Raw genomic sequence first — 16882 nt, forward strand, 5'->3', positions numbered from 1 at the left:
GCTGATAATAACCTTGATAAGCGAATAACTGTGAGTGAAAAGAATGAGTGAAAAAAGTCAAACCGTCCCTTTGCCAACATCATCAACAAAAAACCATCGGACCGTTTTTTCCATTCTCGGTGCCATCAGCTTATCCCATATGCTGAACGATATGATTCAGTCGTTGATTCTGGCGATTTATCCACTGCTGCAATCTGAATTTACCCTCAGTTTTATTCAGGTTGGCATGATAACACTGACCTATCAGGTTACCGCATCCCTGTTACAACCCCTTATCGGTTTGTATACCGATAAACATCCACAACCCTATTCATTGCCTGTCGGCATGGGATTTACCTTATCGGGTTTATTGCTATTAGCTTATGCTGAGAGTTTTTCTGTCATATTAATGGCCGCCGCACTCGTGGGGACGGGTTCATCGGTTTTTCATCCGGAATCATCACGCGTCGCACGCATGGCTTCAGGCGGGCGTCATGGATTGGCACAATCTTTATTTCAGGTAGGGGGAAATTTAGGCAGCTCACTCGGCCCACTGTTAGCAGCGATTTTCATTGCGCCTTACGGCAAAGGAAATATTGGATGGTTTTCTCTGGCTGCACTATTGGCTATCGTCATTCTCTTGCAAGTCAGCCAGTGGTATAAGATGCAACATCGGGCCATAACGCCGCTGTCGGCTAAAACCGCTTCTCTGCCAAACCTGCCCAGAAAAACCGTCATCAATTCATTTGCTATTCTTCTGTTGCTGATTTTCTCCAAATATTTTTACCTGACCAGTATCAGTAGCTACTATACTTTCTACCTGATACAGAAATTTGACGTGTCAGTGCAAAGCGCCCAGATCCATCTATTTCTTTTTTTGTTTTCCGTCGCGGCAGGGACTCTGATTGGCGGGCCGGTGGGGGATAAGATAGGCCGGAAATACGTTATTTGGGGTTCCATTCTTGGTGTCGCGCCTTTTACTCTGATGTTACCTTACGCATCCTTATTCTGGACCAGCATACTCACCGTCATTATTGGCGTAATATTGGCCTCTGCCTTTTCGGCTATTTTAGTCTATGCCCAAGAGCTTATTCCCGGCAAAACAGGCATGGTTGCAGGTTTGTTCTTTGGTCTGGCCTTTGGTATGGGGGGTATTGGGGCTGCCGTACTTGGCTATGTCGCAGATAAGACCAGCATAGAATTGGTTTACAAAATTTGTGCCTTTTTGCCACTTCTTGGTTTTTTTACGCTGTTCTTGCCAAATATAGAAAAAAACACTTAAAAATACCAAGAAAACATCGGGATAGTCACCGTAATTATTACGCTATTTTTCTTTGTAAACCTGCGTAAATAATGGCAAAATCTACATAAAATTACATTAAAATAGTATTTATGTAGATTATTCTCTTTTTTACCACTCAATATATTTTTTTGTAATCTCATCTTTAATTATTTATAAAATAGATTATTACCTCACCTAACCATACAATTTATGCTATTCGCTACCCAGAAGGAGCCTTGATGGAGCACTCGACACCTCTTATCACGACCATTGTTGGTGGTTTTGTTCTTGCCTATCTGCTTGGCATGCTTGCACAGCGTCTGAAAATCTCCCCTCTGGTAGGATACCTTGTCGCAGGTGTACTAGCAGGCCCCTTTACCCCTGGTTTTGTTGCCGATACATCGTTAGCTCCAGAACTTTCAGAAATTGGCGTGATTTTACTGATGTTTGGTGTCGGTCTGCATTTTTCACTTAAAGATTTGTTAGCCGTCAAATCCATTGCCATTCCCGGTGCTATCGCCCAAATTGCCGTCGCGACTTTATTGGGTGCCGGATTATCAATGCTGCTCGGTTGGGGATTAGGCAGCGGCATTGTATTTGGCCTGTGTCTGTCCACCGCCAGCACGGTGGTGTTGCTCAGGGCATTGGAAGAGCGGCAACTCGTTGATAGTCAAAGGGGGCAAATTGCCATTGGTTGGTTAATTGTTGAAGATCTGGCTATGGTGCTGACGTTGGTATTACTCCCGGCGGCGGCAGGAATTATGGACAGCCACAATGCCAACCTGAGCCAATTACTGCTCAAGATATCTCTCACCGTTGGCAAAGTCATTGCTTTTATTTTATTGATGATTTTCGTCGGCCGACGTGTCATTCCTTGGTTACTGGCGAAAACCGCCGGGACAGGCTCCCGTGAATTATTCACGCTGGCTGTCCTTGCCATTGCATTGGGTGTTGCTTATGGTGCAGTGACACTCTTTGATGCTTCATTTGCCCTTGGGGCATTCTTCGCGGGTATGGTATTGAACGAGTCAGAATTGAGTCATCGGGCAGCACAAGATACTCTGCCGTTAAGGGATGCTTTCGCCGTTCTTTTCTTTGTTTCCGTTGGCATGCTGTTTGACCCGATGGTTCTGCTGCAACAGCCTCTGGCTATTTTGGGCACGCTGGTCATTATTATCATTGGCAAGTCACTGGCTGCCATGCTGCTGGTCAGAATGTTTGGGCATTCACGACGTACCGCCCTGACTATCTCTGCCAGCCTCGCCCAAATTGGTGAGTTTGCCTTTATCCTCGCCGGGCTTGGCGTCACGCTGGGATTTCTGGATGGCGAAGCCCGTAACCTTGTATTAGCGAGTGCCATTATTTCCATTATGTTGAATCCTGTTCTATTCAGCTTGCTGGATCGCTATTTGGAAAAAACAGAAACCATTGAAGAACAATTACTCGAAGAAACGCTGGAAGAAGAAACCCAGATCCCGGTTGATATTTGTGGTCATGCGATTGTGGTGGGTTATGGCCGGGTGGGTCATCAGCTTTGCCAGCGTTTACAAGAAAAGCACTTTCCCGTCGTGGTTATTGAAGATACACGGGCCAGATTTGAAGAGTTAGGTGAAATGGGCATCAGTGCAATCATAGGCAACGCCGCTAATAAAGAGATCATGGCTCTGGCACGACTGGATTGTGCCTGTACGTTATTCCTGACCATCCCCAATGGTTATGAAGCCGGCGAAATTGTTGCGAATGCCAGAGAAATCAGGCCAGATATTAGCATCATTGTTCGAGCTCATTATGATGATGAAGTCACTTATATTACGGAGCGTGGCACTGACCACATTATCATTGGTGAGCATGAAATCGCACGGGCCATGGCTGATGCACTACCTGAAGAATATGAAGCGGGTTGTGCAATGGCACCACCTGCATTGCATTCACCCGCAACGCCATCATCAACCTAACTAATCAAGGAATATCCCCATAACGTGGGGATATTCCAATAATACAATTAAGACAATATATCAGGCGACCAGAATCAACGTTCCCAGTAAGACTCTTCCAGACTATCTTCTTTTTCCGGCAACCCACGGGTTAAACGCGGAGAATGCTGGCTCAATACCTGATAACTCACTCTGTTAGCGTATTTACATACCTGAGCCAAAGAAGAATAGGTTAAATAAGAGCGAACATGCTTACTGGAGTTCGGCACATTCATACGATGATAGCTGTTGGCGGTGATGTCATGTAGTAATGCAGATAATGCACCATCTCCGGCACCATTGGTATTCATGATTTTTTCAGGTCCGCCCATATAGGGTTCAATATGGGAATAGACCCGCATTGGATTTTGGCAATCCACCTTACGCATCGCCCGACTAAATTCATAACGGTTAAATTCTGCAATCGCGCCTGGCAACAAAGGATGAGATGTCTGGCGTTTGTACTCCTCATTAGTGTAACCCGCCATATACAAACCAGCAGGACCGGCGGTACACAACACCAAATCCACCCAATTGAGCGCCATATCAGCCGCTAATAAAGGATCACTGAAACCTGTCAATTCACAAGCTTCATCTTCATTCATCGCAACAACAGAAATATTTTCAGCCAGAAAATCGCGCCACCACTGCGGATCATTTGCGATGACAGATTTTGTTCCTAACGTCAAAACAACCGGTACATTATGCTTCTTCGCATACTCAATGGCTTTCATCGTCGCTTCCGGCATGGGTTCACCCGGCTTACAACGCACCAGATAAGCGGTGATCACCAAAGCTGATGCTTCCGCAATAATGTGTTCAGGAATATTGTCTGGGCGAAGCTGATTCATTAAACCCGAGCTGATAGCAAATGTTCTTTCGCCATTTTCCGTCACTAAAGTAAAACAGCGGCCAATAGGTCCATCAACGCCCTGAAGATGATTTAAATCCATACGGCTGGAGGTATTGCAAAGATAACAATACGCATAACTTCCTATTTGGATATTATTACACATGGCGCCCAGCAAGACAGATTTGTCGTCAGCCAGGACAGAGTAATTATGCAAGGTATTGCCGATGGTGCCACCCGCAAATTCGTGGCTGATAAGGTTCTTGTCTGTCAACTCTTTGTAGAGCGCCTCAGCGACATCATCTTCAATGACTAAGGAGTGTCCCTGGCTCAGGTTATAACGTTGAATAAAATCCTCATCAACTTTGGCTTCGATATCAACCAATATCTGGTCAATGCCAACAATATAGGCTCGGTTATTTTCGGTATCCATCATCTCTTTGATGGGTTGGAGCAGAGGATCTCTTAAACTGACCGGAAAATAGTGTTTAGATTTACGTTTACCAGGGAATTTCATAACTCATTGCTGCTATAGCGCCAAAATATGCCGCATGTTAGCACAATACCTCGTTAGCACAATACAGTGTGTTACAATGCCGTGTGTCACAATACTGGATCGAAATAAAAAATACCGCGATGAAAACGAAGACAGCCAATGCTTTTACGGCATTGACTGTCGGAATGTCAGCTATCAGACCATGATCTCATTAAGAGGATATTAAGCCTCTTGTTTCTGACGACTACGTACCATGTGGCGTAGCAGAACATACATGACAGATAAAATAAAACCAATAAAGCCCGCCCCAATCAAAATCAGCAAACGCTTAGGTGAATCTTTTGTCGTTGGTTGATAAGGTTCCTGCATATACTTAAATGGTGCGAAATCAGTGGGATCAACATTCATTTTTTCTAAGTTTTTGATATACAACTGGCGGTTACGCAGGTCGGCATCAATTTTAGTAGGATCAGTGACTTCTTCAGTAATCTGTAATTTACGTTGCAACGCATCAGAACCCAGTGCAATCGAATAATCCGGGTCATCCTTGATCATCGCCCCGCCGTTTGATACTGGTTTTTTCACCCCGGCAGAATCAGCAATAGAAATTGCATACTTTAATCGCTCAATATCTACGCTACGCATATTATTGATACGGTCCAAATCAAGGGCATAAAGCTTTTGTGAATACTCCAGTTTCTGATGAACCATATCATTCAGCTCTTCTTTCACTTGGTTACGAACCATCGAAGAGACAAATTTGATATAGCCGCTTAATAGATTGTAAGCATCTTCTGCATTGTCAGCACTGAAAGAAAGTTTAGCTTCATTAACAACATCATCCTCTTTATCTTTCTTAGGCAAAGATATGACAATGTTTTTATTAACAATTTTCTCAATTAGTCTTCTTTTTTCCTGCTCAGAACTATCATGATTCTTAGCAAGCAAGGCCTTAAAGTAATCGGTATTAACCAAATATTCTTCACGTAATACACGTGAGTTATAGTTTTCAATAAACCGATCATACAGTGATCCTTCTGTTACTTTAGGATCAATACTTAGAACATGTAAATCCGTTAACGAATTTTTCAATGGTTGAAACTCTTCCAAACCGGGTTTCACCACCGCAGCTGTACTGGTCCATTTTTGCGGCAAAAATGAGGCGATACCGAAACCAATCATCGCAAGAACGAAAGAGACTGCAATAATCAAATATTTTGATTGGAAGAGTACCGAGCATAATTCAAATAAATCAATTTCATCTTCCCGCGCTGGATGATAATAATTTGCCTGCTCTTCATAAAAATCGGGGTGTTTAATAGGTTTATTACTCATTATCTATATGTCCAATCCAAATAATTTTTCTTTTCATTGATATGCAAGCGTTGTTTCTCACTTATCGTCTTTACTGGGTTTTAAAACCCTATCCCTGAAATCATACGACGATCAATGTCTGCTATTCACTATGTGTGATAATGTCCCATAACAAGCAATAACAAGTTATTTCATGACATTATTGACTAACTGTTTCAGCAAGGAAATGTGGGCTTCATTATCATTAAGTGCAGAGATATATTCAAACTTTTTCCCACCTGCATTTAAAAAGATAACTTTATTTTGTTGCTTAATCTCTTCCAATGTTTCCAGACAATCAGCCGCAAACCCCGGACACACCACCTGGACATGTTCTACTCCCTGACTGGGTAATGATGCCATGGTCTTATCGGTATAAGGCGATAACCACGGTAAGCGACCAAAACGCGACTGATAGGTCATCACAATTTTATCTGCCGGATAATCCAGTGCCTGACTCAACAGTTTAGTCGTCGCCTTACACTCCTGTGGGTAAATATCCCCCATCTTTGCCAGACGTTCAGGAATACCATGATAGGACACAATTAAGCGATCAGGTTGACCCTGTTTCTCAAAGCTCTGCTCAATGGTTTCCTTCAATGCCGCAATATAAGCGGGATGCGTGGCATAACTACGGACAAAATACAGAGTAGGAATTGTCCGATATTCGCGCAATATTTTACTGATACTGTCAAAAACCGCTGCCGACGTTGTACTGGAGTATTGAGGATAAAGTGGCAGGATAATCAGATTATCAATCCCCTGCTGCAACAAACTGTCTATGGCTTGGGGTAAAGAAGGAGAGCCATAAGTCATTCCCAACGCAACGGGAACAGCCAACTTTTCAGCCAATAACTTCTGCTGGCGGCGACTGTAAACTAATAATGGAGAGCCTTCTTCTCCCCAAATTTCTTGATAAAGTTTAGCCACTCGATAAGAACGGAAAGGAAGAATAAAACCATGTAATATCGGTTTCCAAATCAATGGCGGGATATCAACGACCCTTCTGTCACTGAGAAACTTTGCCAGATAACATCTTATTGCTGCTGGTGTTGGCGCATCAGGTGTACCCAGATTGACTAATAGGACACCATATTTCTTGCTACTCATTCCTCAGAGCTCCATCAAAATGACTGACAATCTAGTATAAAACATGAATGATAGCGACATGTAACATTTCATGGAGTAAATTTTTCATCGGGTATAAGTAAGCCGCAAAAAAAATCAGGCGGTATGAAAGCCGCCTGTTTTAATAATCCGAGAAGTATCCCCTTCATCTTTCGGGTAAAAGACCAAAGTCTCTGGGGGTAATCATTCAAGGTACAACGAAATTATTCGCCCAGAATGTTCGCCAGCTCTGCGCTAACTTCCGCGACTTGACGAGTCCCATCAAGTTTGAAGTATTGTGTGTTACCCGCCTGCGCTTCTTGCTGATAGTAAGAAACCAAAGGTGCAGTTTGTGCGTGGTATTCAACCAGACGTTTACGGACCGTATCTTCCTGATCATCTTTACGGATTGTCAGCGCTTCGCCCGTCACATCATCTTGGTTTTCCACTTTTGGTGGATTAAATTTGATGTGGTAAACACGGCCTGATGGCGCATGCACACGACGGCCAATAATACGTTCAACGATGATGGCATCAGGAACATCAAATTCCAGCACATAATCAACCTTGATACCGGCTTCTTTCATGGCATCGGCCTGAGGAAGAGTGCGCGGGAACCCATCCAACAAGAATCCATTATGACAATCATCTTGTTTGATGCGCTCTTTAACCAAGGCAATGACCAGTTCATCAGTCACCAGCTTGCCATTATCCATCAACTCTTTTGCTTTCAAACCCAATTCAGTGCCCGCTTTTACTGCGGCACGCAGCATATCACCTGTCGAAATTTGGGGAACCCCATATTTCTCCATGATAAATTGTGCCTGAGTCCCCTTACCGGCGCCTGGTGCGCCCAGCAGAATAATACGCATTGCGTAAATCCCCTTGCTATTTGCTTTTCATATTTTAAAGAAAACGTACCACCATACCATTTGAATAGGGGATGGCTCAAGAAAACAGGTAAACGTTTTCGCACTAATCAAAAAATAAACCACGTCAAAAAATAAACCACGCCCCATTTTTCGTTGAAGCGTGGTTTTTTTATCATTTATCTCAATAAAATTACGCTTTTTCAGCCAATAATAATTGATTCATTCGACGAATAAATTGGTTTGGATCATCCAATGTGCCACGTTCGGCAAACAGGGCTTGATCCAGCAACAATTCTATCCAATCGGCGAATTGAGCTTCATCATCAATATCAGCCGCTTTCTTAACCAGCAGGTGTTCCGGATTCAGCTCAAAGTTATAACTCACTTCTGGCGCCGATTGACCTGCTGCCGCAAACAGCTTCGCCATTTGCGTACTCATGGCATTCGCATCCGTTGTGACGATAGCAGGCGTATCAGTCAGACGATGTGTCAGCTTCACTTCTTTCACGCGCTCACCCAACAGCGTCTTCACGCGCTCAACGAAGGGCGCCAGTTTTTTATCGGCTTCTTCCTGTTCCGCCTGGTTTTCATCCGCCAGTTTGTCGAGGGATTCATCAGACTTGCTGACAGATTGAAGTGACTTACCCTCAAATTCAGTCAGATAACTCATCATCCATTCATCAATGCGGTCAGACAGCAGCAGAACCTCAATGCCTTTCTTGCGGAACAACTCTAAGTGCGGGCTATTTTTCGCCGCAGCATAGCTGTCTGCCGTGATGTAATAGATCTTCTCCTGCCCTTCGGCCATGCGGCCAACGTATTCTTCCAGAGACACGGTTTGCGCGGCGCTGTCATTGTGAGTGGTCGCAAAGCGCAGTAATTTGGCGATGGCTTCTTTGTTGGCGCCATCTTCGGCAGGCCCTTCTTTCATCACCAGGCCGAATTGCTGCCAGAAGGTCTGATATTTTTCTGCGTCGTCTTTTGCCAGTTTATCTAACATTTGCAATACACGTTTAGTCAGCGCGCTGCGCAGGTTACGTGTGATGGTGCTGTCTTGCAAAATTTCACGGGAGACGTTCAACGGCAGGTCGTTGGAATCGACCAGACCACGCACAAAGCGCAGGTAATTTGGCATGAATTGTTCAGCTTCATCCATGATGAATACACGCTGTACATAAAGTTTCAGACCATGTTTATGTTCGCGGTTCCACATGTCCCACGGCGCCTGGGCAGGAATATACAGCAAGCTGGTGTATTCTTGCTTACCTTCAACGCGATTATGGCTCCAGGTCAAAGAGTCAGTAAAATCATGGGAGATATGTTTATAAAATTCTTGATATTCTTCATCACTGATTTCATTTTTACTGCGCGTCCACAGGGCTTGAGCCTTGTTGATTTTTTCCCAGGTGACAGTAACCGAGTCGTCTTCTTCGTTCTTAGTTTCGGTTTCAATTTCAACGGGTAAGGCAATGTGATCAGAATATTTGCCAATGATAGAACGCAGACGCCAGTCATTAAGGAAGTCGCTTTCCCCATCGCGCAAATGCAGGGTGATTTCTGTACCACGCCCGGCTTTTTCAATAGCCGCAACGGTGTAATCACCCTCTCCCGTTGATTCCCAGAACACCCCTTGTTCAGCCGGTGCGCCTGCTGCACGGGTACGCACGGTAACTTTGTCCGCAACGATAAAGGCAGAGTAGAAGCCAACACCGAACTGACCAATCAATTGGCTGTCTTTTGCCTGATCAGAGCCAATGGATTCAAGAAATGCTTTAGTACCGGATTTTGCAATCGTTCCCAGATTATCGATCACTTCATCACGGGACATGCCGATACCATTATCACTGATGGTGATGGTTTTCTGCTCTTTATCAACCGCCAGACGAACACGTAATTCACCATCATTTTCATACAGCTCAGGCGCGGACAATGCACGGAAGCGCAATTTGTCAGCCGCATCAGAGGCGTTTGAAATCAGTTCGCGGAGAAAAATTTCTTTGTTGGAATAGAGAGAGTGGATCATCAATTGCAACAGTTGTTTGACTTCAGACTGAAATCCACGGGTTTCCTGATCTTTCATGCTCATTTATTACCTCAATCTAAATCCAGTTCAGATATGTAAAATCGGACGATGGTAATCAAATGGGGATAGATAAGGAAAGTTTCAAGTTATGACAAGCAAGAAGAATGTAAAATTTGTTAGATAAGCCAGTCAATCGGCGATGGATGGCGGCATAATCAGCAACACCATCCATTGGAATGACCCATTTAAATTGGCAGAGAAATCACAAATCCGTGATTTTTTGACGGCCAGCCAACGAGTGAGACAATGTTGTCCCATCCACCATTTCAAGCTCTCCACCCACAGGAACACCATGGGCAATTCGGCTGGCGGTCACACGATATTGAGAGCACATTTCCGCAATATAGTTTGCCGTTGCCTCTCCTTCGACAGTGGGATTGGTTGCCAGAATAATTTCTAACAAAGTTTCAGAAGATAAACGCGCTTCCAACCGATCCAAACCAATATCCATTGGCCCAATACCATCCAGCGGCGATAAATGCCCCATCAGGACAAAATACCGTCCTGCAAACTGACCTGTTTGTTCGATGGCATGAATATCGGCGGGACTTTCCACGACACAGATCTGACCATTCTGCTGACGGCGGGGATTGGCGCAAATCGTGCACTGTTCCTGTTCCGTGAATGTCCGGCAATCCTGACAGTGACCAATTTCCGACATGGCTCGCGTCAGTGCCTGTGCCAGTCGCATTCCACCACTGCGATCTCGCTGCAATAGATGAAATGCCATCCGCTGCGCAGATTTTGAGCCTACGCCGGGCAAACAGCGCAGGGCTTCCATCAGAGATTCAAGAAGAGGGCTGGTCTGCATTAGAATGGCATCTTAAACCCAGGCGGCAATTGCATTCCGCTGGAAACACTGGCCATTTTTTCTTTCTGGGTTTCTTCAATGCGACGAGCGGCATCATTGAATGCTGCGGCGATCAGATCTTCCAGCATATCTTTGTCGTCGTCCATCAAGCTGGGATCGATTTCAACACGACGGCAGTTATGTGCACCGTTAATGGTGATTTTTACCAGCCCTGCACCGGATTCGCCTGTTACTTCCAGATTTGCAATTTCTTCCTGCATTTTCTGCATCTTGTCTTGCATCTGCTGGGCCTGTTTCATCAAATTGCCCAAACCACCTTTACCAAACATAATTCTCTCTCTTCGCTATAGCCACAGCATACAAATACACTGCGGCAGTTAAACAGGCCGGATACTTTCTTCATCCAATTCGGCATCAAATAGTTGCTGAAGTGTTTGAATCGTTTTATCCGAAATAATGGATTGACGCGCTTGTGCCAATTTTTCTGCATAAATGGCTTGGCGCCACTCCAGAGGCGTTTTTACCGCAGGATTATCATCTTCAACGATACTGAGTTCAATCGATTTTCCATGCAATTCACTTAATGCTTCCGCCAGCGCTTTCTGAGCCGATGCTGAATTGAGATGGCGTTGCTTTGAACGTAAATGCAGACAAAGACGATTTTCATCAATCTGTTCTTTAAACGCATTCAATGCGACTTGCTGAACCAATTTAGGAATACGCAGTTTATCAATTTCTGCCGCCCATGAATCCCTTTGTTTCGATTCCAGAGCCAGCTTTTCGACCAATTCGGCGGTCTTCTCATGCTCCAGTGCCGCTTTAATTGTTTTTGGTGTCGTCGTCGGACGCGGCTTCTCCTCTCTGGCATTCGTTGCCCGCCAACGATACGCCTCTTTCTTTACCGGTTTAGGCTCCTGTGTTTCAGGAAGGTAAGATTGAGGCCGCTGTTCTGCCACCGCCACCAGTCGTTCCAGCGCCGAACTTGCCGGCTTCGCCTTCGCAGACTCTGCCGGTTCAGGCTTTTTTGCTGGCGTATTCCCTTGACGAGTCAGTGTATTTCTCGCTTGCAATAGTTTCGCGGTTGGGCTGTTTGCGATGGATTCACTGCCCAACGGAGCTGGAGGCGGCGCACCAGTTGCTCCCCCAACTGGCGCGGCAAGGTTTTCCACCACCGCAGGTGGTGAAGTTTCCTCAATGACCGTTTTGGGATGAAAAGCCAAGGCGCGCAGTAGTGCCATCTCAACGCCCATCCGTCGTTCCGGCGCATAAGGAAGTTCTTTGCGCCCTACCAGCAATGCTTGATAATAAAACTGCAAATCCGTCGGGGAAATGGATCTTGCCAGCAAACGCAACCGCCCTTCTGTTGAAGAAGGCTCACTTTCAGGTTGTTGGGGTAACAGTTGGAGCATGGCAATGCGATGCAACAGCGACAATGTCTCAACCAGCAGGTTTTCCCAATCCGCACCGCGAGTTGCCGCCTGCTCCACCAGAGCCATCATTTGTTGACCATCGGCACGCACCAACGCTTCAATGATCGCCAAGGGTTGGTCATCATCCAGCGTACCCAGCATTTGACTGACGATCTCTGATGTCAGCGTTCCCCCACCAAGTGCAATGGCTTGATCCGTTAAGCTCAAGGCATCACGCATGCTGCCATCTGCGGCACGGGCAAGAAGCTGACGGGCACGCACATCGCTCTCTATTTTCTCAGCATTGAGCACATGTTCCAGTTGACTACTGATTTGATCCACACCGAGTGTTTTCAAATGAAATTGCAAACAGCGTGACAGGATCGTCACGGGCAGTTTCTGTGGATCGGTCGTTGCCAACAGGAATTTCACATGTTCCGGCGGCTCTTCCAATGTCTTTAACAAGGCATTGAAACTATGGCGGGAAAGCATGTGAACTTCATCAATAAGGTAGACTTTGAAACGACCACGGGCAGGGGCATACTGGACGTTATCCAGCAACTCGCGGGTATCTTCTACTTTTGTTCGGGAAGCGGCATCGATTTCAATCAGATCAACAAACCGCCCCTGTTCAATTTCAAGACAGTTGGCACACTGACCACACGGCGTCTTTGTGATACCCGTTTCGCAATTCAGCCCTTTTGCCAACAGACGTGCGATAGTCGTTTTTCCCACGCCACGAGTGCCGGAAAAAAGATAAGCGTGATGAAGGCGTTGGTGTTCGAGACCATTCGCCAATGCAGTCAGCACATGTTGCTGACCAATCACATCAGAAAATATTTGTGGGCGCCACTTACGGGCAAGTACCTGATAGCTCATGAATACCGAGGAAATTGAACATGACTGTCTATCATGCTAGCACAGCCTCCCCATTAACGGCGAGGCTGATGTGCCAATATGTATTAATAATGTAAAAAACAGAATAATCAGTGGCCGGAAAATTCAACCAGCGTGTAGCTGTCAACACCTTGTTTTTTCAAGCGTTCAGCACCACCTAAATCCGGTAATCCAATGATAAATGCCGCTTCAGAAACTTGACCACCCAGACGACGAATCAAGCGTACTGTCGCCTCAATCGTCCCACCCGTTGCCAGCAGATCATCAATAACCAGAACTTTATCCCCTTCCTTGATGCTGCTTTTATGGATTTCCAAGGTATCTGTACCATATTCCAGATCGTAAGTTTCGCTCAACGTCTCACGCGGCAATTTACCTTTTTTACGAACAGGAACGAAACCCACTCCCAGACGCAGTGCAACAGGCGCGCCGAATAAGAAACCACGTGCTTCAGTACCCACAATTTTCGTGATGCCTTGATGCTGATAACGAGCCACCAATAAATCTATTGTCGCTTGGTAGGCTGCTGGATTATCGAGCAAGGTGGTAATGTCACGAAAAAGGATCCCCGCCTTTGGATAATCAGGAATTGTTTCGATACTATCTTTAATTAATTGCAGTTGTTGCGCGTTAGCGGTCATAATCGATGCCAGCCAAGTTAAAAAAGAAAACGGTAAAATCTATGCAAACTACCGAAAAAAAGCAACTGCAAAGCAAATTGCTGCTTATATTTTGTTGACTTAAGTCAAACCTTATCCCGAACCAATTATTGATGATAATGAGATGCTAATGGGCATACAAAATTTATTAGGTGCACTTGAAAAACAGGTCAGTATTCTGGAAAAAGAGCTTGCTTTGTTGCCCGACCTTCCTTTTACCAGCGCCCGTTTTGATCAGGTACTATTCCACCATCGCAGCAATAAACTCGGTGGATACCTGCAAGAAATCAGACAAAATATGAAGCAACTCAGCGACTGTGTAAACGATTCTCGTATTGAACAAGTGAAATTCCTTGCCGAACGTTTAGTGGCACAAATCGAGGCATTTAAACGCGAAATAGCAACCCAGACGCTGCGAAAACAGGAAGAGAAATTTGCGCATCGATCACAAGAACGGGATCTTTATCAACGTCTGGCAGAACATCAGGATTACGAACGCCGTTTAATGGCCATGGTCAATGACAGGGAATTGCAGTTAGACCAACAAACGACGCTTGCCAACCAGCATAAACTGCAAAAAGAAATCGCCGCCTTAGCTGGCCGGCTCGCCCGTTGTCGTCAGGCATTAATGCGGATCGAAAAATCGATAGAGAAACAAGAGAATTCAGATTAATCATAAAAAACAAGGAACAACAATGCCCCTGGAACAAGCCTCCCCTGAAATACAACTTGCAGTGGATCTTATTTATCTGCTTGAGTGTAACGAGGTTCCCCCCGCTATCGCTCTGGCAGCATTAGAAATCGTCAAACACGATCTTCAAGGGAAATTGGGAAAACAGACTCAACAGTCCGAGGAATAAGTTGGATGAATGTTTACCTCTCAGACTGCATATCATCCTGCCCATTATGTAAGTAAACCTCCAACTGATTAAAGGCAATATTGATGCCGTTTTCCCGGCATAATTTATCAATACTGCGGTTGACTTCATCAACCGTCCGGCTACGGTCGCCCAATTCCCGGACATAGAGCCTCAACTCATGATCCAGTGTACTGGCGCCAAAATTCATAAAGTAGACTTGTGGCCCCGGCTCACTCATGACGCAGGTGTTTTCACTCGCTGCTTGTAACAAAACCTCTCTGACCTTATTAAGATCAGAGCCATATGCGACGCCAACCTTAATAATAATGCGCGTAATGGTATCAGAAAGTGTCCAGTTAATGAGACGCTCCGTCACAAATGCCCGATTAGGAATAATCACTTCTTTACGGTCAAAATCTGTAATCGTCGTCGCACGAATGCGGATTTTACTGACCGAACCGGAATAAGTGCCTATCGTTACGGTATCGCCAATACGGACGGGGCGTTCAAACAAAATAATGAGACCCGAAACAAAGTTGGCAAAAATTTCCTGTAAACCAAAACCTAAACCGACTGAAAGTGCCGCCGCCAACCATTGTAATTTATTCCATGAAACTCCCAATGTTCCTAACGCAGCAATGACGCCAACGCCAATGATCAAGTAAGTCAATGTTGTTTTAATGGCATACGAAGATCCCTGTTGTAACTGCAAACGGGATAACACCAGGACTTCCAGCAGACCCGGCAAGTTTCTCATCATGATCCATGAAATGACCAACATGGCGATTGAAAGGACCAAATCTTTTAAGGTCACGTGTTGCAGAACATTGCCCAGTTCTGTCGCCGTGCTGTATTGCCACAAATTGATCCCATCAAGGTAAGAAAATACCGTCACCAGATCAGACCAAATCCAATAAAATGCCCCTAAGTGTCTATTCAGTATCTTTCCTGCGCAAAAGCAAAGCAAGGAATGCTAAGTTGACTAACTGAAGGCTGGTATTCAAATCCCCCTCACAGTTTTTCCACAGCCGCCGACACTTTTCTAGCCAGGCAAACGAACGTTCGACTACCCATCTCTTTGGGATTACCTTGAAAGTATGGAGTTCACTCCGTTTGGCGATCTCGACGGTCGCGCCCAGTATATGATGCACATCATCTGCGAAGGCTGTTCCCGTGTAACCCCCGTCCGCTAAGATATTCGTTACGCAAGAAAGCGATTTCCTATGCCGGGTAAAAGTTATCAGGGCACCTGTTCTGTCCGTCACATTGGCTGTCGTGACGGCCATCGCATGCGGTAAACCCTGATTGTCCACCGCAATGTGTCGTTTGATACCGGAAACCTTTTTACCCGCGCCATACCCTTTTTCACGCGCGGTGTCCGTGTTCTTAACACTTTGCGAGTCAACTATCACGAAAGTGGTGTTGACGTTCCGACCATGGCTGATACGGGCCTCGCCAACGACATTTTTTTAAAGCTTGCTCAAGCAGGCTGGGTTCTGTGTCTGACGGCTTCTCTTTCCAGAGTTTGAAGTAGTAATAAACTGTGCTTTTGGCGGGAAAATCGCTGGGCAGCATATCCCACTGACAGCCGCTCTTGAGTAAATATAATAATGCACAAAATACCTCATAAACATCGGTTTTTCTGGGGCGTGTGCGCTTCCTGCTGCTAAGCAGCAGGGGTTCAATTTCCATGAACACTTCTCGACTAATGTCACTGGCATAAATTTTTCTCATCCCCGTAGTTTATATGAAAAATCGTTCTGGTTTAAAAAAATTCTGAATAGGTTCTAAAAAGATCAAAAACAGCACCATAGTGGTTAAACGCAATGACTGTTGATTGATGAGATCCAAGGCCATTGGTGGCTCTTCCATCATTTCTCCTTCTGCCCCTTCTTTCGTCAGCGATTGGCGCCGGGCAACAGCACGCCGATAGGCAATGCGACGCGCTGCAATGCCTAACCCCCGCAAACAGGCTTGATAACTGATATGCCAGAGAAACAGTAAATACAGGCTGTAGAACCAACGTTCTGCCAAACGTAGAGTTGTATAGAAATAACCCGATATCAGCAACACCATTAATATCAGCGGGGCAAATGTTAATGCCGTGACGACGATGTTGCGGATCATATGGGAACTTTTTTCACGCCATACATACCGGCAGAATGGCAAAAGAAACAGGAAGATAAAGAACAGACAGATCAAAACGGTACATTGCCCAATCACATCATCAGACAGCCGTAAAGGATATTTA

Annotated in this window: 14 protein-coding genes and 2 pseudogenes; 4 read left to right on the forward strand and 12 right to left on the reverse strand. The window is 45.3% G+C overall.

The window, feature by feature from the left end; translation table 11 throughout:
- Positions 1-43 precede the first annotated feature (43 nt).
- Positions 44-1261 carry an MFS transporter gene (locus tag PSI15_RS14995; RefSeq protein WP_273584219.1) on the forward strand — a complete coding sequence of 406 codons (1218 nt, stop codon included), beginning with the start codon at positions 44-46 and terminating at the stop codon, positions 1259-1261.
- Between the two features lie 239 nt (positions 1262-1500).
- The gene (gene ybaL / locus PSI15_RS15000) at positions 1501-3216 is read left to right on the forward strand and encodes a YbaL family putative K(+) efflux transporter (protein ID WP_273584220.1); all 1716 of its coding nucleotides are present in this window, start codon (positions 1501-1503) and stop codon (positions 3214-3216) included.
- A gap of 74 nt (positions 3217-3290) precedes the next feature.
- Here the strand turns inward: ybaL and PSI15_RS15005 are convergent, their stop codons facing one another.
- The 9 genes from PSI15_RS15005 to apt all read right to left on the reverse strand — a co-directional run bounded on the left by PSI15_RS15005 (position 3291) and on the right by apt (position 13753).
- On the reverse strand, positions 3291-4601 hold the full coding sequence (locus PSI15_RS15005) for an inosine/guanosine kinase (RefSeq protein ID WP_273584221.1): 1311 nt from the start codon (positions 4599-4601) through the stop codon (positions 3291-3293).
- Positions 4602-4802: 201 nt separating this feature from the next.
- Positions 4803-5915 carry an LPS O-antigen length regulator Wzz(fepE) gene (gene wzz(fepE), locus PSI15_RS15010; RefSeq protein ID WP_273584222.1) on the reverse strand — a complete coding sequence of 371 codons (1113 nt, stop codon included), beginning with the start codon at positions 5913-5915 and terminating at the stop codon, positions 4803-4805.
- A 165-nt stretch (positions 5916-6080) separates the two neighbouring features.
- Positions 6081-7043, reverse strand: a complete 963-nt coding sequence (gene hemH / locus PSI15_RS15015) for a ferrochelatase (RefSeq protein ID WP_273584223.1) — start codon at positions 7041-7043, stop codon at positions 6081-6083.
- A gap of 221 nt (positions 7044-7264) precedes the next feature.
- Positions 7265-7912, reverse strand: coding sequence for an adenylate kinase (adk, locus tag PSI15_RS15020; RefSeq protein WP_273584224.1), 648 nt, complete (start codon positions 7910-7912; stop codon positions 7265-7267).
- Between the two features lie 190 nt (positions 7913-8102).
- Positions 8103-9992, reverse strand: a complete 1890-nt coding sequence (gene htpG / locus PSI15_RS15025; protein WP_273584231.1) for a molecular chaperone HtpG — start codon at positions 9990-9992, stop codon at positions 8103-8105.
- Positions 9993-10197: 205 nt separating this feature from the next.
- Complete coding sequence (recR, locus tag PSI15_RS15030) at positions 10198-10806, reverse strand: recombination mediator RecR (protein WP_273584225.1); 609 nt, start codon at positions 10804-10806, stop codon at positions 10198-10200.
- On the reverse strand, positions 10806-11135 hold the full coding sequence (locus PSI15_RS15035) for a YbaB/EbfC family nucleoid-associated protein (RefSeq protein WP_045968991.1): 330 nt from the start codon (positions 11133-11135) through the stop codon (positions 10806-10808). Before PSI15_RS15035 ends, recR begins: the two co-directional genes overlap by 1 nt.
- A gap of 48 nt (positions 11136-11183) precedes the next feature.
- A complete protein-coding gene (dnaX, locus tag PSI15_RS15040; RefSeq protein WP_273584226.1) occupies positions 11184-13094 on the reverse strand; it encodes a DNA polymerase III subunit gamma/tau in 1911 nt (636 codons plus the stop codon).
- Positions 13095-13201: 107 nt separating this feature from the next.
- The gene (apt, locus tag PSI15_RS15045) at positions 13202-13753 is read right to left on the reverse strand and encodes an adenine phosphoribosyltransferase (RefSeq protein WP_273584227.1); all 552 of its coding nucleotides are present in this window, start codon (positions 13751-13753) and stop codon (positions 13202-13204) included.
- A 148-nt stretch (positions 13754-13901) separates the two neighbouring features.
- Here apt and priC point away from each other — a divergent pair, with 148 nt between their 5' ends.
- Complete coding sequence (gene priC, locus PSI15_RS15050; RefSeq protein ID WP_273584228.1) at positions 13902-14444, forward strand: primosomal replication protein; 543 nt, start codon at positions 13902-13904, stop codon at positions 14442-14444.
- A 22-nt stretch (positions 14445-14466) separates the two neighbouring features.
- Positions 14467-14631, forward strand: coding sequence for a pleiotropic regulatory protein RsmS (gene rsmS / locus PSI15_RS15055; protein ID WP_273584229.1), 165 nt, complete (start codon positions 14467-14469; stop codon positions 14629-14631).
- 13 nt (positions 14632-14644) lie between these two features.
- On the opposite strand, the pseudogene PSI15_RS15060 reads toward rsmS, so the two are convergent.
- From PSI15_RS15060 to PSI15_RS15070, 3 genes and pseudogenes are all read right to left on the reverse strand, one after another.
- A pseudogene (locus PSI15_RS15060) lies at positions 14645-15550 on the reverse strand (mechanosensitive ion channel domain-containing protein); the annotation flags it as partial.
- 13 nt (positions 15551-15563) lie between these two features.
- A protein-coding gene (locus PSI15_RS15065) for an IS5 family transposase (protein ID WP_273584230.1) occupies positions 15564-16365 on the reverse strand; the annotation gives its coding sequence in 2 pieces (ribosomal slippage) (positions 15564-16100 and positions 16102-16365; 801 coding nt in all).
- Positions 16366-16422: 57 nt separating this feature from the next.
- Positions 16423-16882 (reverse strand): annotated as a pseudogene (locus tag PSI15_RS15070) (mechanosensitive channel MscK); the annotation flags it as partial.

It is taken from the genome of Xenorhabdus sp. PR6a (genome assembly GCF_028599065.1).
In the GTDB taxonomy this organism is placed as follows: Bacteria; Pseudomonadota; Gammaproteobacteria; order Enterobacterales; family Enterobacteriaceae; genus Xenorhabdus; species Xenorhabdus doucetiae.

Bases quoted from the DNA above. Each gene is read 5' to 3' on its own strand.
- PSI15_RS14995 (WP_273584219.1), top strand. From the start codon at position 44: ATGAGTGAAAAAAGTCAAACCGTCCCTTTGCCAACATCATCAACAAAA.
- ybaL (WP_273584220.1), top strand. From the start codon at position 1,501: ATGGAGCACTCGACACCTCTTATCACGACCATTGTTGGTGGTTTTGTT.
- PSI15_RS15005 (WP_273584221.1), bottom strand. From the start codon at position 4,601: ATGAAATTCCCTGGTAAACGTAAATCTAAACACTATTTTCCGGTCAGT.
- hemH (WP_273584223.1), bottom strand. From the start codon at position 7,043: ATGAGTAGCAAGAAATATGGTGTCCTATTAGTCAATCTGGGTACACCT.
- adk (WP_273584224.1), bottom strand. From the start codon at position 7,912: ATGCGTATTATTCTGCTGGGCGCACCAGGCGCCGGTAAGGGGACTCAG.
- htpG (WP_273584231.1), bottom strand. From the start codon at position 9,992: ATGAAAGATCAGGAAACCCGTGGATTTCAGTCTGAAGTCAAACAACTG.
- recR (WP_273584225.1), bottom strand. From the start codon at position 10,806: ATGCAGACCAGCCCTCTTCTTGAATCTCTGATGGAAGCCCTGCGCTGT.
- PSI15_RS15035 (WP_045968991.1), bottom strand. From the start codon at position 11,135: ATGTTTGGTAAAGGTGGTTTGGGCAATTTGATGAAACAGGCCCAGCAG.
- dnaX (WP_273584226.1), bottom strand. From the start codon at position 13,094: ATGAGCTATCAGGTACTTGCCCGTAAGTGGCGCCCACAAATATTTTCT.
- apt (WP_273584227.1), bottom strand. From the start codon at position 13,753: ATGACCGCTAACGCGCAACAACTGCAATTAATTAAAGATAGTATCGAA.
- priC (WP_273584228.1), top strand. From the start codon at position 13,902: ATGGGCATACAAAATTTATTAGGTGCACTTGAAAAACAGGTCAGTATT.
- rsmS (WP_273584229.1), top strand. From the start codon at position 14,467: ATGCCCCTGGAACAAGCCTCCCCTGAAATACAACTTGCAGTGGATCTT.